This window comes from Pseudomonas sp. 203-8, assembly GCF_020708595.1.
Lineage (GTDB): Bacteria > Pseudomonadota > Gammaproteobacteria > Pseudomonadales > Pseudomonadaceae > Pseudomonas > Pseudomonas aeruginosa.
Map to the genome: position 1 here is coordinate 327,783 of NZ_JAJFDF010000001.1, position 25,747 is coordinate 353,529.

The following is a 25,747-nucleotide window of genomic DNA, read 5'->3' on the forward strand; positions in this document are numbered from 1 at the left end:
ACTACTGAACGAACGATCAACAAGCTTCCATCGCACGCCGGAAGCGGCGATGGGCGCCCGCCTCCAGACCATCCACCCAGGCCTCGCAAATCTGCACGCCCTGCCGCGGCGTGAAGGTCGCGGGATTCAGCCCAGACTCCAGCCACAGCCCGTCGAGCAGGGCGCTGAGGCTGATGGCCGCCAGTTCCGCGTCGAAGTCCGCCCAGCCGCCCTCCTCCGCCAGTTGCCGCAGCACGCCGACCAGCAGCGCCCGGTACTCGCCATAGGAATGGTCGTGGACCCGCCCGATCGCTTCGATGCTGCCCACCGCACCCCAGAACGCCAGCCAGGCGTCGAGCAATTGCGGATCGAGCAGCTCGGCGGAGAAGGATGCCTCGAAGAACGCCGAGAGCCGCGGGCGGGCGCCGCCCGGCGCGGTGTCGATGGCACCGCGGAGCAGGCGCATGACACGTCCGGTGACCGCCAGGTAGGCCTCGGCCACCAGCGCGTCCTTGCCATCGTAGTGGTGATTGATCAGGCCCACCGATACCCCGGCCTCGGCGCAGATCTTGCGCACCGAGGCGCCCTGGAAGCCATGCCGCTTCAGGCAGGCCAGGGTCGCCTCGATCAGCAGCGCCTTGCGCTGCTCTGGCTCCAGACGGGAAAAGCGCACTTCCTGGTTCATCCTTTCGCGGCTCCTGCTCGTCGCCCGCGACCACCGGCGGGCAGCCCCGATGATCGCAGGTTACGTGGCGCCCGTCTCACTGGCTGGCCCAGGCGTTGAAGCGCTCCTCCAGCTCCTCGCCGTGCTCGACCCAGAATTCGTCGTCCATCGCCAGGCCCTGCTCCAGGTTCGCCGGCGCGGTCGGCACCCAGCTCGCCAGTTGCGCGGGCAGGCGCTGGGCGGCCTGGCGGTTGGTCGGCCCGTAGGGAATGTTCTCGACGTAGCGCACCTGGGCATCCGGGGCATTGGCGAAGGCGATGAAGCGACGCGCCTCGGCGCCGCGCTTCGAACCCTTGACCACCGCCCAGTAGTCCATGCCGTACAGGCTGCCCGGCCATACCAGGGCCAGGTTGCGCCCCGCGCGGTGGGCGTCGGCGATGCGCCCGGTGTAGGTGGACGTCATCACCACGTCGCCGGCGGCCAGCCACTGCGCCGGCTGCGCTCCCGCCTCCCACCACTGGATGTAGGGCTTGAGCTGGCCCAGCTTGGCGAAGGCACGGTCGGCACCGGCGCGGGTCGCCAGCAGCGGATAGACCTGCTCGCGTGGCACGCCGTCGGCGAGCAGGGCGAACTCCAGGTTGTAGATCGCCCGCTTGCGCAGGCCGCGCTTGCCGGGGAAGCGCTGGACGTCCCAGAAGTCGGCCCAGGACGCCGGCGGCTGTTGCAGCCGGTCGGCGTCGTAGCCGATCGCCACGCCCCAGACCAGCGCGGCGGAACCGCATTCCTGGGCGGCATTGGCGATCAACTGCTGCTTGCCGCCGATGGCCTGCCAGTCCAGACGCTCGAACAGGCCGTCGTCGCAACCGCGCGCCAGGTCCGGCCCCTCGACCTGGACCAGGTCCCAGTCGGCGTGACCGGTGTCGGCCATCACCTTGATCCGGGCCATCTCGCCGTTGTACTCGCTCTGCACCACGGGAATCCCGGTCTGCTGCGTGAAGGGCTGGAAGAACGCCACCTCCTGGGCCTTCTGTCCGGCGCCGCCGTAGCCGACCACCACCAGGCCATCATCGGCCTGGACCGGCGCGAGGCCGCCGAACGCCAGCAGGACGGCGCCGATCAGGACGCGGCAAGGAAAAACCGGGTGCGGACGGGCGCTGGCCGCGCGGCGCAACGGAAAGGAACGGTTCATGTGCGTCTCCTCTTGTTCTTGTTGTGGAGTGGATCGCAGCGAGCCGCCGGGAAGCGGCCACGGGACAGAAACTATCCAGTCGATTTTAAAAAAACAAGTTGATTTTTTACTGATGGTAAATTCATATCCTGTTTCTGAAGCGCGCCGCGAGAACAACAAGAAGGACGCCAACCGTGAATTTCCCGCACCTGTTCAGCCCCCTGGAAATCCGGGGCAAACGCCTGAAAAACCGCATCATGTCGAGCGGCCACGACACGTCGATGCCTACCGACAACCTGGTCAACGAGCCACTCGTCGCCTATCACCGCGCCCGGGCCCGCGGCGGCGCCGGACTGATCGTCATGCAGGTGGCGGGGGTCCACGACAGCGCGCGCTACACCTCGCACGTGCTGATGGCCACCGACGATGCCTGCATCCCCGGCTACCGGCGGGTCGCCGAGGCCTGCCACGCCGAAGGCTGCGTGGTGCTGTCGCAGATCTTCCATCCCGGGCGCGAGATCATGGAGTCCGCCGACGGCCTGCTGGCGGTGGCCTATTCCGCCTCGGCCTCGCCCAACGAACGGTTCCGGGTGATGCCGCGCGAACTCGACCAGCCGCTGATCGACGAGATCGTCGCCGGCTACGCCGCCGCCGCGCGCCGCCTGCACGAGGCAGGACTGGACGGGGTGGAGGTGGTCGCCAGCCACGGCTACCTGCCGGCGCAATTCCTCAACCCGCGGGTGAACCGCCGCACGGATGGCTACAACGGCGCCCTCGATGCCCGCCTGCGTTTCCTCCGCGAAGTGCTGGCGGCGGTGCGCGCGGCCACCTCCGAGGACTTCATCGTCGGCCTGCGCCTGTCCGCCGACGAGCGCGACCCCGAGGGTCTCAGCGAAAGCGAGTCGCTGCAGGCGGCCGAGGCGGTCCAGGGCGAGCTGGACTACCTGCACATCGTCGCCGGCACTTCGGCCTCCCTCGGCGGCGCCATCCATATCGTCCCGCCGATGGCCATCGAGCCGGCCTACCTGGCCCGCGAAGCCGGTACCTTCAAGGCGCGCCTGGCGATCCCGCTGTTCGTCACCGGGCGCATCAACCAGCCCCAGGAGGCCGAGGCCATCCTCGCCCGAGGCCAGGCCGACGTCTGCGGCATGACCCGCGCGCTGATCTGCGACCCGCAGATGCCGAACAAGGCCGAGGCCGGGCGCAGCGACGACGTGCGCGCCTGCATCGCCTGCAACCAGGCCTGCATCGGACATTTCCACCGAGGCTATCCGATCTCCTGCATCCAGCACCCGGAAACCGGCCGCGAGCTGACCTACGCAACGCCCAATCCGGCCTCGCGGCGCAAGCGCGTGCTGGTCGCCGGCGGCGGCCCGGCGGGGATGAAGGCGGCGGCGGTGGCGGCACAGCGCGGCCACGAGGTAGTGCTCTGCGAGGCCGGCGCCCAGCTCGGCGGCCAGGTCAACCTGGCGCAACTGCTGCCGCGCCGCGCGGAATTCGGCGGCGCCTCCACCAACCTGCAACGGGAGATGCAACTGGCCGGCGTCGAGGTACGCCGCAACACGCCGGTCGACCGCGCGCTGGTGGAGCGCGAACGGCCGGACCTGGTGATCGTCGCTACCGGCGCCGAACCCTATTGGCCGCCTTTCGAGCGCGGCGGCGAGCTGCAGGTGGTGGATGCCTGGCAGGTGCTGCGCGGCGAGGTGCGGGTCGGTCGTTCGGTGCTGGTCACCGACTGGCGGGGCGACTGGATCGGCCCCGGTATCGCGGAAAAGCTTGTACGCGAGGGCCACCAGGTGCGCCTGGCGGTGAACGGCACCCACTGCGGCGAGAGCCTGCCGCTGTATGTGCGCGACCAGTTGGCCGGCGAGCTGCACCGCCTGGGTATCCCGGTCACGCCCTACGCCCGCCTGTACGGCTGCGACGATACCACGGTGTACATGCAGCACAGCGCCAGCGGCGAGGCGATGCTGTTCGAGGAGGTCGATACCCTGGTGCTATGCCAGGGCCACCAGCCGGTGGACCGCCTGGCCGACAGCCTGCACGGCCTGGCGGAGGTGTTGCGGATCGGCGACTGCCTGGCCCCCCGCACCGCCGAGGAGGCGATCTACGAAGGGCTCAAGGCCGCCTGGAGCATCTGAGCGGCGCGGCCGCGGCTCCCTCGACGGGTCCCGGCCCAGCCCCTAGAATGCCGCAAACGCAGCCAGGACCCCGCCGCATGCCCCGCCCGTCACCGCCGGACGCCACCGACACGCCGCGCAGCGAAACGCACTTCCTCGGCACCCGCATCCGCGGCCTGCGCAAACGCCGCGGCCTGACCCTGGCCGAGCTGGCCGCACAGAGCGAACTCACCGCCGGCTACATCAGCCAACTGGAACGCAACCTGGCGTATCCGTCGATTCCGGCGCTGTTCAACATCGCCCGCAGCCTCGGCGTGACCATCCAGTGGTTCTTCGCCAGCGAGGCCGCGGTGGACCCGGCGGACGCCGGCTACGTGGTGCGGCGCAACACGCGCATGAGCGTGCATTACGAAGACGGCATCATCGACGAACTGCTCACCCCGCAGCCCAGCCGCCAGTTGGAGATCCTCCACTCGCGTTTCCCGCCGGGCACCTACAGCCAGCAGAGCTACAGCCATGAGGGCGAGGAAGCCGGCTACATCCTCAGCGGAATCTTCGAACTCTGGGTCGGCGACCGCCATTTCCAGCTCCGCGAGGGCGACAGCTTCAGCTACTCCAGCCAGGAACCGCATCGCTACGGCAACCCAGGCGACAGCGATACCCTGGTGCTCTGGGTGATCACCCCGCCGACGTTCTGAAACGCCCTGTCGCGATGCAGGGCCAGGGGAGCGCCGACGGGGCGGGCGCTACCCGCCGCGCTCGAGCAACCGCGCCAACCCCGCCAACAGCCGCTCCAGGGCGCCCTGGTTGTTGCGCAGCACCTTCTCTCCGGCAGTGGCCATGGCCGTCGCGACCTCCGGCTGCGCCCACAGGCGCGTGAGGCCGTCGCACAGCTCGCCGGCATCCGTCACCTCGAGCAGCGCCCCGGCGTCGCGCAATTGCGCGGCGATGTCGAGGAAGTTGAACAGGTGCGGACCGGCGAACACCGGCTTGCCCAGGGCCGCCGGCTCCAGCAGGTTGTGCCCGCCGTTGGGCACCAGGCTGCCGCCGACGAAAGCGATGTCGGCCAGGGCATAGAGGAACAGCAGCTCGCCCATGGTATCGCCGAGCAGCACCTGGGTCGCGCGTGCCACCGGCTCGCCGCCGGAGCGCCGGACCGTGGCGAAGCCTTCGCGGCGGCATAGCTCGTGGACGCCGGCGAAGCGTTCCGGATGGCGCGGCACCAGGATCAGCAACGCGTCGGGACGCGTTTCCAGCAGGCGCCGGTGGGCTGCCAGGACGATCTCGTCCTCGCCGGCATGGGTGCTGGCGGCGATCCACAGCGGTCGCGCCGTCGCGTCCCATTCCTCGCGCAGGGCAGCAGCGGCCAGCGGCAGCTGCGGGTCGATGCGCAGGTCGAACTTGATCGAGCCGGTCACGCTGACGCACTCAGGACGCGCGCCGAGACGACGGAAGCGCTCGGCCTCGGCCTCGGTCTGCACGGCGATCCAGGACAGCTCGGCGAGCATCGGCCGGGTCAGCCCGGCGAAGCGCGCGTAGCCACGCGCCGAGCGCTCGGACAGGCGCGCATTGGCCAGCGCCACCGGGATCCCGCGCACGGCGCAGGCATGGATATGGTTGGGCCACAGCTCGGTTTCCATGATCACCGCCAGGCGCGGCCGCACCCGGTCGAGGAAGCGCGCCGCCGCCCAGGGCAGGTCGTAGGGCAGGTAGCAGTGCCGGACCTGCTCGCCGAACAATGCGCGGATGCGCTCCGAGCCGGTCGGGGTCATGCAGGTGACGGTGACCGGCAGCTGCGGATGGCGCTCCAGCAGCGCCCGCACCATCGGCGCGGCGGCGATGCTCTCGCCCACCGAGACAGCGTGCACCCAGATGCCGCCGGGCGGCACCTCGGGCAAGGACAGGGAAAAACGCTCGCCGATGCGCTTGGCATAGGCCGGTGCCTGGCGCGCGCGCCACCACAGGCGCAACGCCACCAGCGGCAAGCCGAGGTGGAACAGCAGGGTATAGAGGGTACGGTTCATGGGCGCGCAGCTTAGCAAAACTCCCGCCGACCGGCTCAGCCGATGGCGCGCAGGTGGCGGGTGAAGGTTTCGCCGAGCCAGGCCGCCGCCGGGCCGAGCACCTCGTTGCGCCGCCAGACCAGTTCGACCACCAGCGCCGGCGGCGTCCAGTCGCTGGTCAGCTCCACCATCAGCCGGTCGTAGGTGGGGTACTGCACCACGTGCCGCGGTAGCCAGGCCCAGCCGAGGTTGCGCATCAGCAGCTCGGCCATGGAATAGAAGCTGTCCAGCCGCCAGACCTGCGGGCTGATCTGCTCGCCGCCCGGATAGCCGCTCTGCTGGGGCACGATCAAAAGTTGCCGGTGCTGTGCCAGCTCGCGGCGACTGACCCGTTGCAGCCCGGCCAGCGGGTGGCCGGCACCGCACACCGTGACCATCTCGACGCTGCCGAGGCGCCGCCGCTCCAGCGACTCAGGCATGCGCTCATGGTGGAACAGCAGGCCGAGGTCAGCCTGCTCCTCGAGCAAACGACGGGTGACGTCACCCTGGCCGCCGCTGGACACCTGCACCTCCAGACTGGGAAAGCGCTGCGCCAGCGCTTCCAGGCTGTCCAGCACCGGCTGGTAGGGCATCGCCTCGTCCTGGGCCAGGCGCAGCCGCGGCTCCTCGCCGCGCGCCAGCCCCAGCGCGCGCCCCTGCAGGCGCTCGCACTGGCGCAGCACCTCGCGCGCCTCCGCCAGCAGCACCCGGCCCTCGTCGGTCAGGCGCGGCTGGCGTCCGCTGCTGCGTTCGAACAGGGTGACGCCGAGGTCCGCCTCCAGCAGCGCGATGCCGTTGCTCACCGCCGATTGCACCCGCTTCAGTTCGCGGGCGGCGGCAGAGAACGACTGGCGCTCGGCGACGCTGACGAACAGGCGGATCTGCTCCAGGTTCCACTGCATAACCTATCTCCAATACAGATAGGTAACGACTTTATCCCATCCGCCGGCTCCCTAGAATGGCCGCAGTTTCCGGAGGACGCCGCCATGACCAATTATCTCTACCTCGCCATCGCCATCGCCGCCGAAGTGGTCGCCACCACCTCGCTGAAAGCCGTCGCCGGATTCAGCAAGCCACTGCCGCTGCTGCTGGTGGTGGGCGGCTACGTGCTCGCCTTCAGCATGCTCGTGCTGGTCATGCGCACCCTGCCGGTCGGCGTGGTCTACGCCATCTGGTCCGGGCTCGGCATCGTCCTGGTCAGCCTGGTGGCGATGTTCGTCTACGGCCAGCGCCTGGACCCCGCGGCCCTCCTCGGTATCGGCCTGATCATCGCCGGCGTGCTGGTGATCCAGTTGTTCTCCCGCGCTTCGGGGCACTGAACGACCGTCGCGGGCGCAGGTTGTATACTGCGCCCTTTCCGTTCCCGATAAGGCAGCCCCATGCCCCAAGCCCTTTCCACCGACATCCTCATCGTTGGCGGCGGTATCGCCGGCCTCTGGCTGAACGCCCGCTTGCGCCGGGCCGGCTACGCCACCGTGCTGGTGGAAAGCGCCAGCCTCGGCGGCGGACAGAGCGTGAAGTCGCAGGGGATCATCCACGGCGGCGCCAAGTACGCCCTGCATGGCGCCCTGACCGGCGCCTCCGAAGCCATCGCCGACATGCCGCGGCGCTGGCGCGCCTGTCTCGGCAGCGACGGCGAACTCGACCTGCGGGGCGTACGCCTGCTTTCCGAGGCGCACTACCTGTGGTCGCCGGGCGGCCTGGCCGGCAGCCTTACCAGCTTCTTCGCCAGCAAGGCGGTGCGCAGCCGGGTCGAGCAGGCCAAGGGCGGGGATTTGCCTCCGGCGCTGCGCGACAAGGGGTTCAAGGGCAAGGCCTACCGCCTCACGGAAATCGTCTTCGACGTCCCCGACCTGATTCGCCGCCTGGCGGAACTGGCCGGCGACAGCCTGCTCGCCGGCGAGCGCATCGAACCGCTGCGCGAAGGCCGGGAACTGGCCGGCCTGTGCGTCGACGGCCGGGAGATCCGTGCACAGCGCGTGGTGCTCAGCGCCGGTGCCGGCAACGAGGCGCTGCTCCGCGAACTGGGCCTGGAACAACCGGCCATGCAGCGGCGGCCGCTGCACATGGTGATGGTCAAGGCGGCGACCCTGAAACCGCTGTACGCCCACTGCCTGGGGGCCGGGCCGAAGCCACGGATCACCGTGACCACCCATCCGACCCGCGACGGCCAGTCGGTCTGGTACCTCGGCGGCGACATCGCCGAAGCCGATGGCGTGGCCCGCGACGAAGCCGCGCAGATCGCCGAAGCACGCCGCGAACTGGCAAAGCTGCTGCCCTGGATCGACCTCGGCCAGGCGCAGTGGGCCACCTTGCGGGTGGATCGCGCCGAGCCGGCACAGTCCAACCTGTTGCGCCCGGACAACGCCTTCCTCGCCGAACAGGGACGCCTGCTGGTCGGCTGGCCGACCAAGCTGGCGCTGGCCCCTGACTTCGCCGACCGGGTCTGCGCCCGCCTGGAAGAAGACGGCATCCGCCCCAGCGAACATGCCGCGCTGCCGCAACTGCCGCGTCCGCCGCTCGCCGAACCGGCCTGGGAGGTAGCCTTCGCATGATCAGGGATACCCTCCACGACCTGCACCGCCCGCTGGGCGACACCGGCCTGGCCGTTTCGCCGCTGGGCCTGGGCACCGTCAAGTTCGGCCGCGACCAGGGAGTGAAGTACCCTTCCGGCTTCATCATCCCCGACGACCGCGAAGCCGCCGACCTGCTGGCCCTGGCCCGCGACCTCGGCATCAACCTGATCGACACCGCCCCGGCCTACGGCCGCAGCGAGGAACGCCTCGGCCCGCTGCTGCGCGGCCAGCGCGAGCATTGGGTGATCGTCAGCAAGGTCGGCGAAGAGTTCGTCGACGGCCAGTCAGTCTTCGACTTCTCCGCCACGCATACCCGGCGCTCCGTCGAACGCAGCCTGAAGCGCCTGGAGACCGAGCGGATCGAGCTGGTGCTGGTGCATTCCGATGGCAACGACCTGGATATCCTCGAGAACAGCGAGGTCTACCCGACTCTCGCCGCGCTCAAGCGCGAGGGCCTGATCGGCGCCTACGGACTCTCCGGCAAGACCGTCGAAGGTGGCCTGCGCGCCCTGCGCGAGGGCGATTGCGCGATGGTCACCTACAACCTGAACGAGCGCGCCGAGCGCCCGGTCATCGAGTACGCCGCGGCCCATGCCAAGGGCATCCTGGTGAAGAAGGCGCTGGCCAGCGGGCATGCCTGCCTGGGCGCCGGACAGGACCCGGTGCGCGCCAGCTTCGAACTGGTCTTCGACCAGCCGGGCGTCGCCGCCGCCATCGTCGGCACCATCAATCCGCTGCACCTGGCCCATAATGTCGCGATGGCCGCGCAAGCCCTGAAAAAGGCCTGAACCATACATCGGCTGCAACATCCGCGGGTTGACACCCGCGGTGCATTCCGCTGCCATGTTCCTCCCGAACGAGCCGTATCCTGCCTGCCGCCCTCGCCTCCGGTGGCCGGTGCATCGAACGTGAGCCTCCGTCCCGCCCCGGCGCGATGACCCGACAAGGAGCCCCGTATGCCCCGTATGCTCGCCCGCAAGGATCCGTCCGCCTTCAAGACCCTGCCGCTGCTGGTGGAGGCCTCCCCGGACGGGCTGGTCTACCAGGCCCTCGGCCTGCCGCTGAACTTCCAGCAGATGCTCGTACGCCGCCGCCGCATGGAGGTAGCCGACCCGCAGCGCTTCGTCGCCGAGCTGGCCAACCTGGGGGTCTCGGTGCGCTTGACCCTGAACTGGCAGGGCCGCGACTACTGGGTGCTGGTCCGTCAGCGCCGGCTGGACCGCGGCGATACCGTGCTCAAGCTGATCTCCGGCTACGTACCGGCCCACGAACTGAACCTGCCGCTGCTCACGGCGATCCAGGAAGTCGCCGAGGAATGCCTGGTGGAGACCGCCGGCGGCTGGCTCGGCGGGCGCTTCGGCGACACCTGGCTGCCGACGCCCTACCAGGGTTCGCTGCGCTACCGGGAGAACAGCCACTTCGTCCTCACCCCGCTGTCCGGCGCCGCCCGTCCGGTGCAAGCCGGCAGCCTGCGCTTGCTGGAGCGCCCACGCGCCTACGTACACCTGCCCACGGCCTCGCTGCAACTGGTCTACGACATGCGCCTGGAGCTGCCGCGCGATGCGCGCGAGCCGAGCCTCTACCATGTCGACGAGCGGCTCGAGAGCGGTCCGCTGGTGGCGCGTCTGGACCGTCGGCGCCCCGATCTCTACCTGCTGCCGCTGGACCAGGGGCGCCCCACCGGCGACCTGTTCACCCTGCGCAAGGGCCAGTTGCGCCCTGCGGCCACCCGCGGCCTGTGGTTGGCCGAGAGCTTTGCCGTACAGGACGGCTGGCTGGTGCATGAGGAACGCATCCGTTTCCGCGACTGGCTGGCACTGTGGCCATCCAGCAACGGCGACCAGGCCGGCGGTGGGCGCGACCGCGCCAGCGCCTGAACCGGGCGGGCTTTGCCGCCCTTTCTACTTCAACTGGCTGGAAGACTTGCCGAGCAGGCGGCGAGCGACGATGAGCAGCTGGATCTGCTGGGTGCCCTCGAAGATGTCGAGGATCTTCGAGTCCCGCGCCCACTTCTCCAACAGTTCATCCTCGGCGTAGCCGAGGGCGCCGGCCAGCTCCACGCATTTCAGGGTGATCTCGTTGGCCACCCGTCCAGCCTTGGCCTTGGCGATGGACGCTTCCTTCGAGTTGGGCAGCTTGTTGTCGGCCATCCATGCCGCCTTCAAGGTCAACAGGCGCGCTGCCTCCCACTCCGCCTCCAGGCGATAGAGAGTGGCCTCGGCGTGGCTGACGGTGAGCAGCGGTTTCCTGTAGTCGAACTTGCAGCCAGCCTTCTTCAGCAATTCGCGGGTCCGGTCCAGCGCCGCCTTGGCCACCCCGACGGCCATGCCGGCCACCAGCGGGCGGGTATTGTCGAAGGTCTCCATGACCCCGGCGAAACCCTTCTGCACGTCGACCTCGGCGTTGCCCAGCAGGTTCGCGGCCGGCACCCGGCAATCATTGAAACTGATCGAAGCGGTATCCGAAGCCTTGATCCCGAGCTTCTTCTCCAGGCGCGTCACGGTCATCCCCGGCGTGCCCTTCTCGACCACGAAGGACTTGATCGCCGCCCGCCCCAGGTTGCGGTTCAGGGTGGCCCAGACCACCACGGCATCGGCCCGCTCGCCGGAAGTGACGAAAATCTTCTCGCCGTTCAGTACATAGTGGTCGCCATCCTGGGTCGCGGTGGTGCGAATCGCCGCCGAGTCCGAGCCGCAGCCCGGCTCGGTGATCGCCATCGCCGCCCAGGTGCCGCCGAAGCGCTGCAACTGCTCCTCGTTGGCCACCGCGGCGATCGCCGCGTTGCCCAGCCCCTGGCGCGGCATGGCCAGGAGCAGGCCGACGTCGCCCCAGCACAGTTCCATCACGCCGAGCAATGCCGACAGGTTGCCGCCGTTCTTGATGCCCTCCTCGACCTGCTTGCCGGCGCGCTTGCTCGCCGAGGTCGCGCCGACAGCCTCGGGCGAGCCGCTGTTCATGCCGTCCAGCAAGGCCGCGAGCAGGTCCAGCTCCTTCGGATAGGCGTGTTCGGCCTTGTCGTACTTGCGCGAGATCGGCCGGAAATAGTTTTCCGCGACCTGATGCGCCTGGTTGGCCAGGCTGCGGAATTTCTTCGGGGTTTCCAGGTACATGTCGATTCCTCGTTCACTCGTCGCGGCGGACCGCGCACTCGCTCGGGTTCACAGGTGCAGGCCGCCGGCCATCAGCGCTACCGCGCGCAGGTCGCGGTACCAGCGCTCGGCCGGATGCTCCTTGGTGAAGCCGTGGCCGCCGAGCAGTTGCACGGCGTCGGTGCCGATCTTCATCGCCTTCTCGGCGCACAGCAGACGCGCCAGGTAAGCCTCGCGCTGGAACGGCTGGCCGCGCTCGGCCAGGGCGCAGGCGCGCCAGACCATCAGGCGCATGGCGTCCAGTTCGATGGCGATGTCGGCGACCATGAAGGCGACTCCCTGGCGATGGCTGATCGGCTCGCCGAAGGCCTCGCGCTCGTTGCAGTAGGCGATCACGTAGTCCAGCGCCGCCTGCCCGGTGCCCAGCGCCAGGGCACACCAGGCCAGGGCCGCGTGATCGAGGAAGGCCCGGTAGTCGAAATGCTCGGCGGCCAGGCGGTTGTCCGCCGGCACCTTGACGCTCTTCAGGCGCAACCGGGCGGTGCCGCCGGCCTTCAGTCCCATCGCCGGCTCGGCACGTCGCTCGACGCCCTTGGCGGAGGCTTCCACCAGGAACAACGCAGGCCCCTCGTCGGTCTTCGCCGCGACGATCAGGCGGCTGGCCTCCAGGCCGCGCAGGACCAGGCATTTCTCTCCGGAAAGCAGGTAGTGACTGCCCTTGCGCCGGGCGCGGGTCGCCAGTTTCTGCGGGTCGAACAGCAGACTCGGCTCGTTGACCGCGATGGCGGTGAGCGGCGCCCCCTCTTCGCTGACGAACGCCGGCAGCCACTGCGCCTGCTGCGAGGGGCTGCCCCAGCGGCGGATGCAGTTGGCCGCCGACAACGGCACCAGCAGGGCCGCCGCCAGCGTCAGGTCGCCCTTGGCCAGGGCCTCGGCGATAAGGGCAGTGGTCACCGTGGTGCGCTCACCGGCCATGCCGCCGTGCACCTCGCCGACCCCATAGTGGGTCAGGCCCAGCTCCAGCGCCTGGTTGAGCAGTTCCGCCGGCAGGCTGGCCTCGGCATCCGCGTCATGAGCCAGCGGACGCAACACCTCCAGGGCGAAGCCTTCGAGCATGTCCACCAGCATCTGCTGGTCGTCGGAGAACGACAGGTCGAACAACCCGTCCGGATCGGCCTTGCGCGGTCCCTTCGCCTGCTTCGCCGAACGCTCGCTGGCCAGGCGGAAGCCGGTACGGCTGCCGCTGTAGAGCAGTTTCTCGAAGGGTTTGCGAAGATTGAAGCGATCCGGCCAGTCGGCCTGGGCGACACGGTTCAGTACAGCCAGGGCACGGCCCTGTACATCGGTGCTCATGGGCATCTTGCTCCACGCAGGATGGGATGCCCGGATCATGCGCCGCCGCATGGGCAGCGCCTATGACCGTCTCGCCGAAGGGAGTTGTCAGGCCAGCCAGTCATCCGCCAGGGGCGACCGACCGGGGAAAGGCTCAGCCTTTCTGGCGGATCTTCTCGACGATGGCGGTGGTGGAGCTGTTCTCCACCAGGCCGAGCACCCGTACCTCGCCGCCGTAGGCCTTGACGATCTGCGCGCCGACCACCTGCTCGACGCCGTAATCGCCGCCCTTGACCAGCACGTCCGGACGCACCTGCTCGAGCAGGCGCTCGGGAGTGTCTTCGGCGAAGCTCACCACCCAGTCCACCGCGCCGAGCCCGGCGAGTACCGCCATGCGCCGGTCCACCGAGTTGATCGGCCGGCCAACGCCCTTCAGGCGAGTGACCGAGGCGTCGTCGTTGACCCCGACGATCAGGCGGTCGCCCTGGGCGCGCGCCTGTTCGAGGTAGGTCACGTGGCCGGCGTGAAGGATGTCGAAGCAGCCATTGGTGAAGACGATCTTCTCGCCGTGGGCGCGGGCGTCTTCGATTGCCAGCAGCAATTGCTCCAGGCCCAGCACGCCACGCTCGGAACCCTGCTCGCGCTGCACCGCGCGACGCAGTTCGGGCGCGCTGATCGCCGCGGTACCCAGCTTGCCGACCACGATGCCGGCGGCCAGGTTGGCCAGACCCACCGCGGAAGGCAGCTCCTCGCCGGCGGCAAGCGCCGCGGCCAGGGTGGAGATGACCGTATCGCCGGCACCGGTGACGTCGAACACTTCCCGCGCCCGCGCCGGCAGGTGCAGGGCCGGCTGGCCATGGCGGAGCAGGGTCATGCCATGCTCGCCGCGGGTCACCAGCAAGGCACCGAGGTCGAGTTCGCTCATCAGCGCCTGGCCCTTGGCGACCAGTTCGGCTTCGTCGGCGCAACGGCCGACGATGGTCTCGAATTCGGACAGGTTCGGGGTGATCAGGCTGGCGCCGCGATAGATGGCGAAGTCCTTGCCCTTGGGATCGGCCAGTACCGGAATGTTGCGCGCCCGCGCCGCCTGGATCAGCACCTGGTGGTTCTGTAGCGCGCCCTTGCCGTAGTCGGACAGCACCAGCACCTTGACCTTGGCCAGCAGCGACTCGACGTCCACGGCCAGGGCCGCCGCGTCGGTGCGGAACGGTTCCTCGAAGTCGACCCGCAGCAGTTGCTGGTGGCGACTCATGACCCGCAGCTTGACGATGGTCGGCTGGCTATCGATGCGCTGGAAGCGCGCGTCCACTCCAGCGGCCTTGAGGCTGTTGGCCAGGCTGTCGGCGGCCTCGTCGCGGCCGGTGACGCCGACCAGCAAGGCCTGCGCGCCCAGCGCGGCGATGTTCAGCGCGACGTTGGCGGCGCCGCCGGGGCGGTCCTCGTGCTGTTCGACGCGGACCACCGGCACCGGGGCCTCCGGCGAAATGCGCGAAGTCGCGCCATGCCAGTAGCGGTCGAGCATCACATCACCGACCACCAACACCGGGGCCTGGTCGAAACGGGGCATGGACAACTTCATGGGAACTCCAAACAACCTCTCGGGGCAGACGCCCAGTTTATCAGCCGACAGGCGCCGGCGCCTGCTCATCCAGTCCCATCGCATGCAGCCGCGCATAATGGCCGTTCTGCGCCAACAGCTCGGCGTGGCTGCCGCGCTCGACGATCTGCCCCTGGTCCATCACCAGGATCAGGTCGGCCTTCTCGATGGTCGACAGGCGGTGGGCGATCACCAGGGTGGTGCGCCCCTTCATCACTTCGTCCAGCGCCGCCTGGATATGCCGCTCCGACTCGGTGTCCAGCGCCGAGGTCGCCTCGTCGAGGATCAGCAGGGGCGCGTCCTTGAGCAGCGCCCGGGCGATCGCCAGACGCTGGCGCTGGCCGCCGGAAAGCAGCACGCCATTCTCGCCGACCTCGGTGTCGAAGCCTTGCGGCAGGTTGTCAATGAACTCCTTGGCGTTGGCAGCCTTCGCCGCCCGCTCGATTTCCTCGCGCGGCGCGCCAGCCAGGTCGCCGTAGGCGATGTTGTTGGCCACGCTGTCGTTGAACAGCGTGACCTGCTGGGTCACCAGGGCGATGTGGCGGCGCAGGTTGCGCAGGCGATAATCCTCGACTTCAACGCCATCAAGGAGGATCTTGCCGTCATTGTGCTGGTAAAAGCGCGGAACCAGGTTGGCCAGGGTCGATTTGCCGCTACCGGAACGGCCGACCAGGGCGATCATCTGCCCGGGCTCGGCGATGAAACTGATGTCATCCAGCACCTGCTTGTCGGTTCCGGGATAACGGAAGCTCAGGTTGCGCACTTCCAGGCGCCCGCTGACCCGCTCCTTCTCGACGGTACCCTGGTCTTCCTCCGCCGCTTCGTCGAGCTGCTCGAAGATGCTCTCGGCGCCGGCGACGCCGCGCTGGACCGTGGAACTGACCTCGGAAAGCTGGCGGATCGGCTTGGGCAACAGGCCCGCCGCGGTGATATAGGCCACCAGGTCGCCGGCCGAGGCGTCCCCGCGCAGCCACAGCACGAGGAACATCAGTATCGCCATGGCGACGTAGATCACCAATTGCAGCATCGGCGTGTAGACCGCGCCGGTCTTGGTCATCCGCAACTGCTTGTCGGTATTGCTCTGGCTGGCGTCGAGGAAGCGCTTCTCTTCATAGGCTTCGCCGCCGAAGCTGCGCACTACCCGGTAGCCCTGGATGGTTTCCGAGGCGACGTGGGTGACGTCGCCCATGGCCACCTGGATCTTCTTGCTCTGCTTGCGGAACTTGCGGCTGGCGGTAGTCACCATCACCGCGATGACCGGCAGGATCGCCAGCATCACCAGGGTCAGCTTCCAGTTCATCCACAGCAGGTAGAGGAACAGGAAGACCACGGTCAGGCCCTCACGGATCACCACCTTGATGGCATCCGTGGCCGCTCCGGTGACCATGGTCACGTTGAAGGTGATGCGCGAGATCAGGTGGCCGGAGCTGTGCGTGTCGAAATAGCGGTTCGGCAGCACCAGCAGCTTGTTGAACAGGGCGACCCGCAGGTCATGCACCAGCCCCAGGGAAACCTTGGCGAGGAAGAAGTTGCCGAGGAACGAGCCCAGCCCCTGCCAGGCAGCGATCAGGATGATCAGCAACGGCACCGCGTAGACCAGGTGCAAGTCGCGCAACCAGGGCCACTGCACATTCGGAAACAATGCCGCGTCAGGATTGGAGAGGCCGTCGACGAAATACTTGAGGATGCCCGCCAGCATCGGCTGGGTCGAGGCGAAGATCAGGAAACCGACGATGCTGAGTAGGAACATTCCGATGTAGGGCTTCACGTAGCCCAACAGGCGGAAATAGATCTTGAGACTGGAAGGTCCGGGATTCTGAGGACTATCGCTCATGGTTTCTTACATGCTGAAAAGGTCCCGGAGTGTAGCACAGGACCTCCATCACTCCGCCTGGAAGGCGTGTTGGGGTAAGATGGCGGGCCGTTCGTTCAGGAGCTCGCATGCGAGTCATAGACTACCCCTCCTACTTGCAGTTGCGTGACAACGCAGAAGTGCTGGAAGCCGATGGTCATGGGGACAAGGTTCTGCGTCTGCGCGACGGGTCCTTCCTCAAACTGTTTCGCCGCAAGCGCCTGATTTCCTCCGCAGCCCTGTTCCCCTATGCGGAGCGCTTCGCCCGCAACGCCAGCGAACTGGCGCGGCGCGGCATCGTCTGCCCGAAGGTGCTGGACGTATTGCGGATCCCACATATCCAGCGCGACGCGGTGCACTACGAGCCGCTACCGGGGCAGACCCTCCGCCAACTCGACCGCAACGACCCGGAGTGCGGCGACGCAGTCCGGACGCAACTGGGCGAGCTGATCGCCGCGCTGCACGCCAAGGGGGTGTACTTCCGCTCGCTGCACCTGGGCAACGTGGTGCGCACGCCGGAAGGCCGGATGGGCCTGATCGACATCGCCGACCTGCGGGTCCAGCGCTCGGCGCTCAGCGCCGCCCAGCGCATTCGCAATTTCAAGCACCTGCTGCGCTACGAACAGGATCGAACCTGGTTCCTCGACGACAGCGAGCACCTGGTGCTCAAGGCCTATCTCCGCAGCAGCCAGGTCCACTGGACACTCGAGCAGCTCCTCAAGCAACTGCAACTGGATTGAGCAAGGAATGTTCGCAGCTACCCGACTGACCCGTCTTCGCCACGATACCAGCCGCATCCTCAGCCACTGGATCCTGCCGCTGGGCTGGCTGGCCCTGCTCACCGGAATGTTCTGGGTCGGCGACCGCTCCGACTACCATCGCCTCTTCTACATCCTGCTTGCAGCCCCGACGCTGCTTTTCGTGATTATCCAGCCGCAACTGTTACGTCCACTGACCCGCTCGCCGCTGCTCATCGCCATTCTGGCCTTCAGCGCTTACATGATGCTCAGCCTGCTCTGGTCAACGCCGGAAAACTCGGCGGGTTCGCTGTTCAAACGGCCGCTGTACATCGTTCTACTGCTCTTCTGTGTGGGGATACTGGCGCTACAGGCACCCGAACGCCTACGCAACATTACTTGGCTGGCGGCACTGGGAGCAGTTTTCGCCGCAGCGGTCACGGTGGTCCACTACCACCTCCAGACACATCCTGCATGGATGCGCTTGTCCGGATACGGGGCTCTCTACAACCCACTGCTGAGTGCCCATGTATATGGCGCATTCACTGTGGTCTGGCTGGTTTACTGGATGCAATCACGCCATCTTCTTGCGCCACTGCCGCTGCTGTCCCTGGCGATACTATGCTGCCTGTTGCTGTCGACCGGCTCACGCACCCCATTGATCGCACTCACCGCCTGCCTGGGCTGGCTGCTGGTCGCCGGTAATCAGAAAAAGACCCTGATCGTCATCGGGTTGGCAGCGCTGGGCATGATCGTGGCTTATATCTTCAATCCAGAGCTGGTCACCCAGCGCGGCGTCTCCTTCCGCCCGGAAATCTGGAGCGAATCCCTGCGCCAGATCGGCGAGCACCCCTGGCTTGGCCATGGCTACGATCACCCGATGCGGATCAAGCTGGCCAACGGCATGCTGCTGGCCGATCCGCACAACATCGAGCTGGGCGTGCTGTTCGCCGGCGGGATCGTCGGCCTGCTGCTATGGTCTGCGATCTACGCCCTGGCCTTCGTCTTCGCCTGGAAGAACCGTCGCGACCCCATGGTGCTGCTGGCGTCTACCTGGCTGGTCTTCGGACTGGCTTCCGGCCTCACGGAAGGCAACGCGTTCATGTCCCGCCCCAAGGAGCACTGGTTCCTGATCTGGATTCCATTGGCCCTGCTGTACGCCCTGTGGGTGCAGAAAAGCGCCCGCGACAAAAACGAAACCGCCTCCTGAGGAGGCGGTCCGGGTTCATCCGAGCTAGGAGAAAAACAGCCGCGCAATGCCGCGGAAGGTCTTCTCGTTCCAGTACTTCAGCGGCAAGCCGGAGAGCAGCTCCCGGGCCAGTACCTTGTCCCGGTTCGAGCACTTGAGGAACATCGAATTGCGGAAGCGCATGATCACCTGCTCGTAATCGGGGTGATCGCTGAACTGGCTGTACGTCTTGAATACGTTGTCCACCATGAAACGGGCGTTCTTGTACGTATTGGTGGGATGCTTGCGGTACTGGGCGAGGACCTCGCCAAGAATGTCGATGACGTAGCCAGCCTTGGTCACCGCCAGTTCGATATAGACATCTTCCAGGCGTATGTCCGGATCGAAACCGCCGACCTTCTCCAGGGCTTCCCGCCGGAACATCAGGGTGGGCGCCATCGGGCCCGGCTTGCGGTCCAGGAACAGGTCATCGAAGTCGAGACGGCGGAAAGGCAGGTCGCGTTTGCGCTGCTCCTTTCCCGGCATGACCCGGCCATTGGAATCGATGATCTCGATATTGCCCGCGCAGATACCTACCTCGGGCTTGTCCCACATGTGTGCCACCTGTTTCTCCAGGCGTTGCGGCAGCATGATGTCGTCCGAACCGAAAGGCACGATGAGATTTCCCCGGGCCCTGGCGATCGCCTCGTTGAGCGTTCTCGACAGTCCCTGGTTCTGCTGGACCCTGAGGTCGAAGCCGTACTTCGCCTGGAGCCCGCGCAAAAGCTCGACGCTGCCATCGCTGGAACCATCGTCCACCACCAGCAGTTCCACGTTGCGGTATGTCTGCGCAGCCACGCTGGCGATGCTCGCTTCTATGTACTTTTCGTGGTTATAGGAAGCGATGATCACGGAAACCAATGGCTGCGAACCATCATCGACGAGCGCCATAACTACAACCTTACCTGTCCTTCACGTCCCCATTCAAAGCGCCAGACATGCATGAGCGATCCTGCGATCTTCATCGGTCCTACACCTCCCCCCAGCCCGGAAAAACAAGCTGAACAATAGCAAACACGCCTGAAGCCCCAGCTCTTTTCGGCTGCTACTCTCAGGTAAAAATACGTCGCCAGGTCTTCTCCAGCCATCCGGGACGCTCCGGCTCGCGCAACGCGGGCCGCATGGCCTCGACGATACTCTGACCGACAGCGGCGAAGCTGAATCGTTCGATGGCCAGCGCCTGGCCGCTTCGCGCGATCCGCTCGGCGAGAGCCGTATCGAGGCGCAGGATCGCGAGCTTTTCCTGGATGTCCGCCACCGAGCGATACAGCACGATATTCTCCATGTCCCGGAAACCCAAGGCCTCGTTTTCCCGCTCGCCCTGGTCGTAGGCCAGCAGTACGCAACCGCAGGCCATCGCCTCGAAATTCTTGATCATGTATTCGCCCATGCCGACATCCGCGCTGACGAAGAAACGGATGCGGTTGAGCGTACGCAGGTACTCCTCGCCGGACTTGGTCTTGGTCACCAGCAGGTTCTCCACTCCGCCCAACTCGTCGAGCAGCGCCTTGCGTCCACTGTAAGCCACGCTGCCGGTACTGCCGACGAAGCCCAGCTCGATATCGCGCGCCAGGCCCAGGTCATGCAACAGGGTCTGGTCGTAGCCCTTGGGCACGAATACCGCGTCGAATCCCTCCTGGCGCAGGCGTTCGCTGACCGTATGGCCCGAACTGATCACCCGTGCCCAGGGCAGGCGCCGGTAATGGGCGCTGAACTTGCCGGTGTACTTGCAGGGAATGTAGTTCTGGTAGGCATCGTGCTCGAGGATCACCAGGTTGGGCACGCTGCGGATGAAGCGGACCTGGCGCATTTCCTTCTTGAAACGGAGGAAGAACAGGATGCGGTCGTAGCGCGAGACATCCACGTGCTTGCGGAAGTAGCCGCGCAGGTCGGCCTGCTCCTCGCTGCTCAGCCAGCGGGTATCGCACTCGCAATGGGCGGCGATGCCGTCGTACAGGCGATCCAGGATCGCGCGCTGCTCTTTCTGGACCAGAAACAGAACTTTCATCAGACCTTCATCCTCGCGGCTGCTCCGAAGCAGCATGGCGGCTCGAACCTTGCCGAACGCTCGACCCAAGCATCACGCCTCCCCATCCAGCGACTCCACCCAGAACAACTCGTGCCGACGCACCGCCTTGCGCATGAACTCGTCCTCGCCGTAAGCCGGCCAGCGACGCCCGGCGAGCCAGCCCTGCAGACGGCGGCGCAGACGGCGTTTGAACGGCGGCCTGGGTTGCAGGTCGTGCATCATGCCCAAGGCCATGGCCTTGTCCACCTGGCGCGTGCGCTCCAGCGCCAGCGTCCATGGCAGCAACGGCGAGCATTCTTCGGTCAGCGGCGGCAGGCTGACCCCCATGTGCGCATCGCCCATCGGCCAGCGATCGTTGTCGTGCAGGTGATTGGCATAGTGCAACAATGCCTGCGGCTGCCAGTCCAGACCCTGGAGCGCCTCGCGCACGGCCTCCTGGGCGCGGACATGGTCCGGGTGCGGATCGAAATGCGGATGAGGCAGGACGATAACCTCGGGACGTGCCAGCAGGATCAGCTCGCGGAGATCGGCCAGCAGATTGTTCCAGGTCGACAGGCCGTCGGCATCGCTGGCCAGGCGCAGGCGGTTGAACTGGCGGAACGGACGGATATCGGCGAGATCGGCCTCACGGGACGGCACCACCTCGCCCGGGTTCGCCTGCATGGCAGGCAATTGCAGGCAGAAATAACCCAGTTGCACGCAGCGCTCGGCCGGCACCCCACCCCACGTCGGCACGGCCTGGCTATCCCAGGCGCGCAGGCGGCCCTTCAGGCGCGCCGCAGCTATTCCGTCGAGGCCCATGCGGCGGTAATGCTCGGTTTCGATCTCGCCGGCGGTCAGGGTCACGATCCAGGCCTCGCGAGCCTGGCTGTAGAGGCCGAAGGCGGCCAGCTCGGCGTCGTCGGCATGCGGAGCGATGACCATCACCCGCCGATCACGGTAGTCGGGATGGCGCGCACGCCACAGGGTCGGTTCGCCGACCAGCCGGCAATGCCGGCCGCGCAGGCGAATCCGGCCCTCGCCCAGCGGCCCGGCCAGTCCCGTCAGGTTCAGGTAGCGCAAGCCGTTCACCCCACGTTCGAAAGCCTGGGCATCGGCCTCCGCGCCACCTTCCAGCAGCACCGAGGGTTCGAGGAAGCGCCCCAGCCAGCCAGCGCGCACGCCGATGCCAAGCACCAGCGTATCGCCTTCGCGCAGCTCACCGTCGACTCGCAGACGGCCATCCGCCAGGCGTACCGGCAGCGACTCGACCCCTTCCGCGAAACGGTAGCGGTAGTCCTCGCCCGGCGAATAGAACAGGTGATCGGCGAACCAGGCTTCGTGGGCGACCCACAGGGCCACGAGGAGGATCGGCAACAACCAGGGGCTGACCAGCAGACCGACGGCCAGCAATGCCAGCAGCGCAACCAGTAGGCCGATCCGCTTGTTGCGTCGATGACGCTTGAGCAACTGCTGCTTGCGTGCGCTCATGCTTCAGACCTGGAAGACCGGAGAAGGATGGCACCAGCGATCCTTGTATTCGCGGTCGGCGCGACCGAACGAATAGCGCAGGGGTTTGCCCAGCGCTCGCGCATCCTCCCAGGCGGCCTGGGTGTTCAGGTAACTGAGCACGCTGCCAGGGCTGAACTCGTGGGTCTGCGGATCGACGCCGCCGTTGATGTACTCGACGCTGAGCCAGCCCGGCGCTTCGGCGCGATACAGTACCTGGACCGCGATGGGCTGGTCGTTGAGCAGCAGGACCGAGCCGCGCAGCAATTCGCGCAGCCGCTCGAAGACCTCGGCCATGCGCTCCGCGCCGGTGGCCGGGAAACCCCAGCGACGCTGGAACAGTTCAAGATAGATGGCAGCGAACTCGGCCGGGGCGAAGCTGTCTGCCTGGCGCACCTGGCCACCGGCCTCCTCCACCAGGCGCACTTCGCGCCGCTGGTTATAGCGGAACTTCTTGGAGAAATCCTCGGGAGCACGAGCGAAAGCCAGTTGCTCGGTCTGAGGGCGCAGCGTGACGATGTTCCGCTCATGCAGCGCCGACAGGTAGCGTCCCGCATGGCGGAGGGCGATGCGGGCATCGTCGGCCACCGGCAGGATCAGTTCGGCGTTGCCCAGGTCGTACAGGCCCTTCTTGCCGCGCCGCTTGAGCACGTCCTTGGACAACGCCAGGTGGCGGCCCCAGGTCGGGATCGCCGCAACCAGTTCGCCAGCGCTATCCCAACCCAGGTAACGCACCGGGATTCCAGCCATTTCGGCGAGCTGCTCGACCACCAGCGGGTGGGTCGCGACGCTGCCGCCGAAACGCTGCCAGGCCTGGGCGTAGGTCGGCGCGTCCACTTCGCGCCAACCGCGTTCGCGGAAGGCGCGCAACCTGTTCAGCATGCAGACTCCGAAGCGAAGCCGGCAATCGTCGGCAGGCGCCAGAATTCGCGGCGCACCGCAGCGTCGGAGAAGCGTGTCTCCAGGCGCTCGAGCATGAGCCGCGCACAGGCCTCGCGCTGGCGGCGGTCAAGCGCCGCCAGGTGGGTCAGGCCCTCGGCCAGGGCCGTCTCGTCGCCCAGCGGGAAGAGGATGCCGACCCCTTCCACCACTTCGCGGGCGCCGCCACAGGCGGTGGCGATCAGCGGTACACCGGCGACCATGGCCTCCAGCAGGACCATGCCGAACGGCTCGTGGTCGGAACTCAGGGCGAAGGCGTCGAACGCCTTGAAGTAGCGCCGTGCCTCTTCGACCTGGCCGAGGAACAGCACGCGCTCGCCGATACCCAGTTCGCAGGCCAGGTCCTTGAGCTGCTCTTCCAGGCGGCCGCTGCCGAGGATCGCCAGCAGGCTGTTCTGCGGCAGGCGCGGCAGCGCGGCGGCAAAGCCGCGCAGCAGGGTAGCCTGGTCCTTGTCCGGATGCAGGCGGCCGACGTTGCCGACCACCCAGGCCTCGTCGGGCAGGCGCAGTTGCCGGCGCGCACTCAGGCGCTCGACCTGCTCGGCCTGCAGCGCAGCGACGTCGATGCGGTTGTAGAGCGTCTCGATCCGCTCCGCCGGCCACTTCGGCAGGCAACGGCGGATATCGTCGCGCACCGCGTCGGACACCGCCAGCAGGCTCAGGCGCTTGCTCATCAGGCCGGCGAAGACCTTGCGCGACAACCGCTGGTAATCGCCGAAGGCGTGGTGCACGCCAACGATCGGCAGACGAGTGGCCAGGCTGGCGATCCAGATCGGCTTGAAGCGGTGCGCGATGCAGAAGCGGAAGTCGCGCGAACGGGCGATCTCGCGCAAGTCGCGGATCGCCTTCAGCTTGAGGCCACGGATGTCCCTGGAGCCGTACTCGAGGAACAGTACCTCGTCGGAGGCGCAACGCGCCGCCACCTCAGGATCGGAACGCCCGGTGAGGAACACCGTGGTGACCTTGTACGGGGTTCCGGCGAACAGGCTGGCGTACTGACGGGCACAGTCGAGGAAAGGCCCGTCGTAGCCGTGACAGAACTGCAGGACGCGAGGTTCAGCCGACCGAGTCATACCAGTCCACGCCCTCCTTCACGACCAGGATGTCCTCCATGATCAGGTACTGCAGATCGGAGCCGAAGAACATGTTCAGGGCGTCGGTCGGCGAGCAGATCATCGGTTCGCCACGGCGATTGAGCGAAGTGTTCAGGGCCACGCCGTTGCCGGTGAGGTTCTCCAGTTCCTTCATCAGGTCGTAGTAGCGCGGGTTGTACTCGCGCTTCAGCACCTGGGCGCGGGAGGTGCCGTCTTCGTGCACCACTTCCGGCACTCGCTCCTTCCACTCTTCGTTGACTTCGAAGGTGAAGGTCATGAACGGGGCCGGGTGGTCGATCTTGAACATCTGCGGGCCGACGGTATCCAGCATCGACGGGCAGAAGGGCCGCCAGCGCTCGCGGAACTTGATCTGCGCATTGATCCGGTCGGCCACGCCCGGCACGCTCGGGCAGCCGAGAATGGAGCGGCCACCGAGGGCACGCGGACCGAACTCCATGCGTCCCTGGAACCAGGCCACCGGGTTGCCGTCGGCAAGGATCCTGCCGATACGCCGGCTGCGGTTGTCGATCTTCTGCCACTGCGGCCTGGCCTCGTGACGGGCGCAGGCGGCGATGACGTCCTCGTTGGAATACTCCGGGCCGAGGTAGACGTGCTCCATCTTCTCCACCGGCACGCCGCGCTGGTGCGACACGTAGGCCGCCGCGCCGACCGCGGTGCCGGCGTCGCTGGCCGCCGGCTGGACGAACAGCTCCTTCACTTCGGGGCGCGAGATGATCTTCTGGTTGAGCTTGACGTTCAGCGCGCAGCCGCCGGCGAAAGCGACCTTGCCGGTCTCGCGGATGATATCGCCGAGGTAGTAGTCCATCATCTCCAGCGCGAGCTTCTCGAACAGCGCCTGGATGCTCGCGGCGTAATGGATGTAGGGATCGTCGGCGATGTCGCCTTCGCGCTTGGGCCCCAGCCACTCGATCAGCTTGGGCGAGAAGTAGTAGCCCTTGCCTTTCTCCTTGTAGCGGCGGAAGCCGATGACGTTGGCATAATCGGTGTTGATCACCAGTTCGCCGTTCTCGAACTTGGCGAGACGGGAGAAATCGTACTTGCTGGCGTCACCGTAGGGCGCCATGCCCATGACCTTGAACTCGCCGTCGAGCATGTCGAAGCCGAGGTACTCGGTGATCGCGCCGTACAGGCCGCCCAGCGAATCCGGATCGTAGAACTCCTTGATCTTGTGGATCCTACCGTTCTCGCCCCAGCCGAAGAAAGTGGTGGCGTACTCGCCCTTGCCGTCGATGCCGAGGATCGCGGTCTTTTCCTTGAACCCCGAGCAATGGTAGGCGCTGGAGGCATGGGCAAGGTGGTGCTCGACCGGCTGGATCTTGATTTTCTTCAGGTCGAAGCCGAGTTGCTGCAGGCACCACTCGATGCGCTTGTAGTAACGCTTGTAGCGGCGGTTGCCGAGCAGGATCGCATCCAGCGCGCGATCCGGCGCGTAGGCGTAGCGCTTGGCATAGTGCCAGCGGGCCTTTTCCATGATGCTGATGGGAGCGAAGGGAATCGCCACCACGTCGACATCGGCCGGCTCGATCCCTGCCTGCTCCAGGCAGAACTTCGCCGATTCGTAGGGCATGCGGTTCTTCGCGTGCTTGTCGCGCACGAAGCGCTCTTCCTCGACGGCCGCGACCAGCTTGCCGTCGATGTACAGGGCGGCGGACGGGTCATGGCTTACGGCGCCAGACAGGCCTAGGACGGTCAATGCCACGGTAGAACCTCTTCAAAGCAGCTCGCGGTTGCGGAGTGGGACCGACAACCGCGGCTTTCGTTTAACTCGTCGACCGCCGCAGGCGGTGGTCGT

Annotated in this window: 22 protein-coding genes; 8 read left to right on the forward strand and 14 right to left on the reverse strand. The window is 67.0% G+C overall.

The annotated features are described in order from the left end of the window. Nucleotides 1–16 precede the first annotated feature (16 nt). Together LJF27_RS01515 and LJF27_RS01520 are read right to left on the reverse strand one after the other, a co-directional pair. A complete protein-coding gene (locus tag LJF27_RS01515) occupies nucleotides 17–664 on the reverse strand; it encodes a TetR family transcriptional regulator C-terminal domain-containing protein (RefSeq protein WP_003114535.1) in 648 nt (215 codons plus the stop codon). Between the two features lie 76 nt (nucleotides 665–740). Further along, nucleotides 741–1,832: an ABC transporter substrate-binding protein gene (locus LJF27_RS01520; protein WP_023116795.1), complete on the reverse strand. Its 1,092-nt coding sequence runs from the start codon at nucleotides 1,830–1,832 to the stop codon at nucleotides 741–743. Between the two features lie 173 nt (nucleotides 1,833–2,005). Between LJF27_RS01520 and LJF27_RS01525 the strand changes: the two genes are divergently transcribed. Both LJF27_RS01525 and LJF27_RS01530 read left to right on the forward strand, forming a co-directional pair. After that, complete coding sequence (locus LJF27_RS01525) at nucleotides 2,006–3,952, forward strand: FAD-dependent oxidoreductase (RefSeq protein WP_023116796.1); 1,947 nt, start codon at nucleotides 2,006–2,008, stop codon at nucleotides 3,950–3,952. A gap of 77 nt (nucleotides 3,953–4,029) precedes the next feature. Next, on the forward strand, nucleotides 4,030–4,629 hold the full coding sequence (locus LJF27_RS01530; RefSeq protein WP_003095727.1) for a helix-turn-helix domain-containing protein: 600 nt from the start codon (nucleotides 4,030–4,032) through the stop codon (nucleotides 4,627–4,629). A 48-nt stretch (nucleotides 4,630–4,677) separates the two neighbouring features. Here the strand turns inward: LJF27_RS01530 and waaA are convergent, their stop codons facing one another. Next, on the reverse strand, nucleotides 4,678–5,955 hold the full coding sequence (gene waaA, locus LJF27_RS01535; protein WP_003109887.1) for a lipid IV(A) 3-deoxy-D-manno-octulosonic acid transferase: 1,278 nt from the start codon (nucleotides 5,953–5,955) through the stop codon (nucleotides 4,678–4,680). A 35-nt stretch (nucleotides 5,956–5,990) separates the two neighbouring features. Next, on the reverse strand, nucleotides 5,991–6,875 hold the full coding sequence (locus LJF27_RS01540) for a LysR family transcriptional regulator (protein WP_003114539.1): 885 nt from the start codon (nucleotides 6,873–6,875) through the stop codon (nucleotides 5,991–5,993). Between the two features lie 84 nt (nucleotides 6,876–6,959). Here LJF27_RS01540 and LJF27_RS01545 point away from each other — a divergent pair, with 84 nt between their 5' ends. The 4 genes from LJF27_RS01545 to LJF27_RS01560 all read left to right on the forward strand — a co-directional run bounded on the left by LJF27_RS01545 (nucleotide 6,960) and on the right by LJF27_RS01560 (nucleotide 10,426). Continuing rightward, nucleotides 6,960–7,292, forward strand: coding sequence for a DMT family transporter (locus LJF27_RS01545; RefSeq protein WP_003095735.1), 333 nt, complete (start codon nucleotides 6,960–6,962; stop codon nucleotides 7,290–7,292). Nucleotides 7,293–7,352: 60 nt separating this feature from the next. Continuing rightward, nucleotides 7,353–8,528, forward strand: a complete 1,176-nt coding sequence (locus LJF27_RS01550; RefSeq protein ID WP_003141739.1) for an NAD(P)/FAD-dependent oxidoreductase — start codon at nucleotides 7,353–7,355, stop codon at nucleotides 8,526–8,528. After that, nucleotides 8,525–9,337, forward strand: a complete 813-nt coding sequence (locus tag LJF27_RS01555) for an aldo/keto reductase (protein WP_023116797.1) — start codon at nucleotides 8,525–8,527, stop codon at nucleotides 9,335–9,337. Before LJF27_RS01550 ends, LJF27_RS01555 begins: the two co-directional genes overlap by 4 nt. 168 nt (nucleotides 9,338–9,505) lie before the next feature. Further along, nucleotides 9,506–10,426, forward strand: coding sequence for a hypothetical protein (locus LJF27_RS01560; RefSeq protein ID WP_003114542.1), 921 nt, complete (start codon nucleotides 9,506–9,508; stop codon nucleotides 10,424–10,426). Nucleotides 10,427–10,450: 24 nt separating this feature from the next. Here the strand turns inward: LJF27_RS01560 and LJF27_RS01565 are convergent, their stop codons facing one another. The 4 genes from LJF27_RS01565 to msbA form a co-directional block, all read right to left on the reverse strand. Next, entirely contained in the window at nucleotides 10,451–11,659 is a 1,209-nt protein-coding gene (locus LJF27_RS01565; protein ID WP_003095742.1) for an acyl-CoA dehydrogenase family protein, read from the reverse strand. Between the two features lie 48 nt (nucleotides 11,660–11,707). Then, nucleotides 11,708–12,997 (reverse strand): acyl-CoA dehydrogenase family protein, encoded by a 1,290-nt coding sequence (locus LJF27_RS01570; RefSeq protein ID WP_003121174.1) that lies wholly within the window; start codon nucleotides 12,995–12,997, stop codon nucleotides 11,708–11,710. A gap of 127 nt (nucleotides 12,998–13,124) precedes the next feature. Continuing rightward, nucleotides 13,125–14,549 (reverse strand): bifunctional D-glycero-beta-D-manno-heptose-7-phosphate kinase/D-glycero-beta-D-manno-heptose 1-phosphate adenylyltransferase HldE, encoded by a 1,425-nt coding sequence (hldE, locus tag LJF27_RS01575; protein ID WP_003095747.1) that lies wholly within the window; start codon nucleotides 14,547–14,549, stop codon nucleotides 13,125–13,127. A 40-nt stretch (nucleotides 14,550–14,589) separates the two neighbouring features. Then, nucleotides 14,590–16,401, reverse strand: coding sequence for a lipid A export permease/ATP-binding protein MsbA (gene msbA / locus LJF27_RS01580; protein WP_003114544.1), 1,812 nt, complete (start codon nucleotides 16,399–16,401; stop codon nucleotides 14,590–14,592). A 107-nt stretch (nucleotides 16,402–16,508) separates the two neighbouring features. On the opposite strand from msbA, the gene LJF27_RS01585 reads away from it, so the two are divergent. Both LJF27_RS01585 and LJF27_RS01590 read left to right on the forward strand, forming a co-directional pair. Next, nucleotides 16,509–17,159, forward strand: a complete 651-nt coding sequence (locus tag LJF27_RS01585) for a hypothetical protein (protein ID WP_003114545.1) — start codon at nucleotides 16,509–16,511, stop codon at nucleotides 17,157–17,159. A 7-nt stretch (nucleotides 17,160–17,166) separates the two neighbouring features. Continuing rightward, nucleotides 17,167–18,366, forward strand: coding sequence for an O-antigen ligase family protein (locus LJF27_RS01590; RefSeq protein WP_003116153.1), 1,200 nt, complete (start codon nucleotides 17,167–17,169; stop codon nucleotides 18,364–18,366). 24 nt (nucleotides 18,367–18,390) lie between these two features. Here the strand turns inward: LJF27_RS01590 and wapR are convergent, their stop codons facing one another. The 6 genes from wapR to LJF27_RS01620 all read right to left on the reverse strand — a co-directional run bounded on the left by wapR (nucleotide 18,391) and on the right by LJF27_RS01620 (nucleotide 25,654). Beyond that, on the reverse strand, nucleotides 18,391–19,275 hold the full coding sequence (gene wapR, locus LJF27_RS01595) for an alpha-1,3-rhamnosyltransferase (RefSeq protein WP_003116152.1): 885 nt from the start codon (nucleotides 19,273–19,275) through the stop codon (nucleotides 18,391–18,393). A 160-nt stretch (nucleotides 19,276–19,435) separates the two neighbouring features. Continuing rightward, a complete protein-coding gene (locus tag LJF27_RS01600; RefSeq protein WP_003114548.1) occupies nucleotides 19,436–20,392 on the reverse strand; it encodes a glycosyltransferase in 957 nt (318 codons plus the stop codon). A 72-nt stretch (nucleotides 20,393–20,464) separates the two neighbouring features. Beyond that, a complete protein-coding gene (locus LJF27_RS01605) occupies nucleotides 20,465–21,883 on the reverse strand; it encodes a PIG-L deacetylase family protein (RefSeq protein WP_003114549.1) in 1,419 nt (472 codons plus the stop codon). A gap of 3 nt (nucleotides 21,884–21,886) precedes the next feature. Continuing rightward, nucleotides 21,887–22,783 (reverse strand): antimicrobial resistance protein Mig-14, encoded by an 897-nt coding sequence (locus LJF27_RS01610; RefSeq protein ID WP_023116798.1) that lies wholly within the window; start codon nucleotides 22,781–22,783, stop codon nucleotides 21,887–21,889. Next, nucleotides 22,777–23,913, reverse strand: a complete 1,137-nt coding sequence (locus LJF27_RS01615) for a glycosyltransferase (RefSeq protein WP_003109898.1) — start codon at nucleotides 23,911–23,913, stop codon at nucleotides 22,777–22,779. The genes LJF27_RS01610 and LJF27_RS01615 overlap by 7 nt, the downstream gene beginning before the upstream one ends. After that, the gene (locus LJF27_RS01620) at nucleotides 23,897–25,654 is read right to left on the reverse strand and encodes a carbamoyltransferase (protein ID WP_003095766.1); all 1,758 of its coding nucleotides are present in this window, start codon (nucleotides 25,652–25,654) and stop codon (nucleotides 23,897–23,899) included. Before LJF27_RS01620 ends, LJF27_RS01615 begins: the two co-directional genes overlap by 17 nt. Nucleotides 25,655–25,747 lie beyond the last annotated feature (93 nt).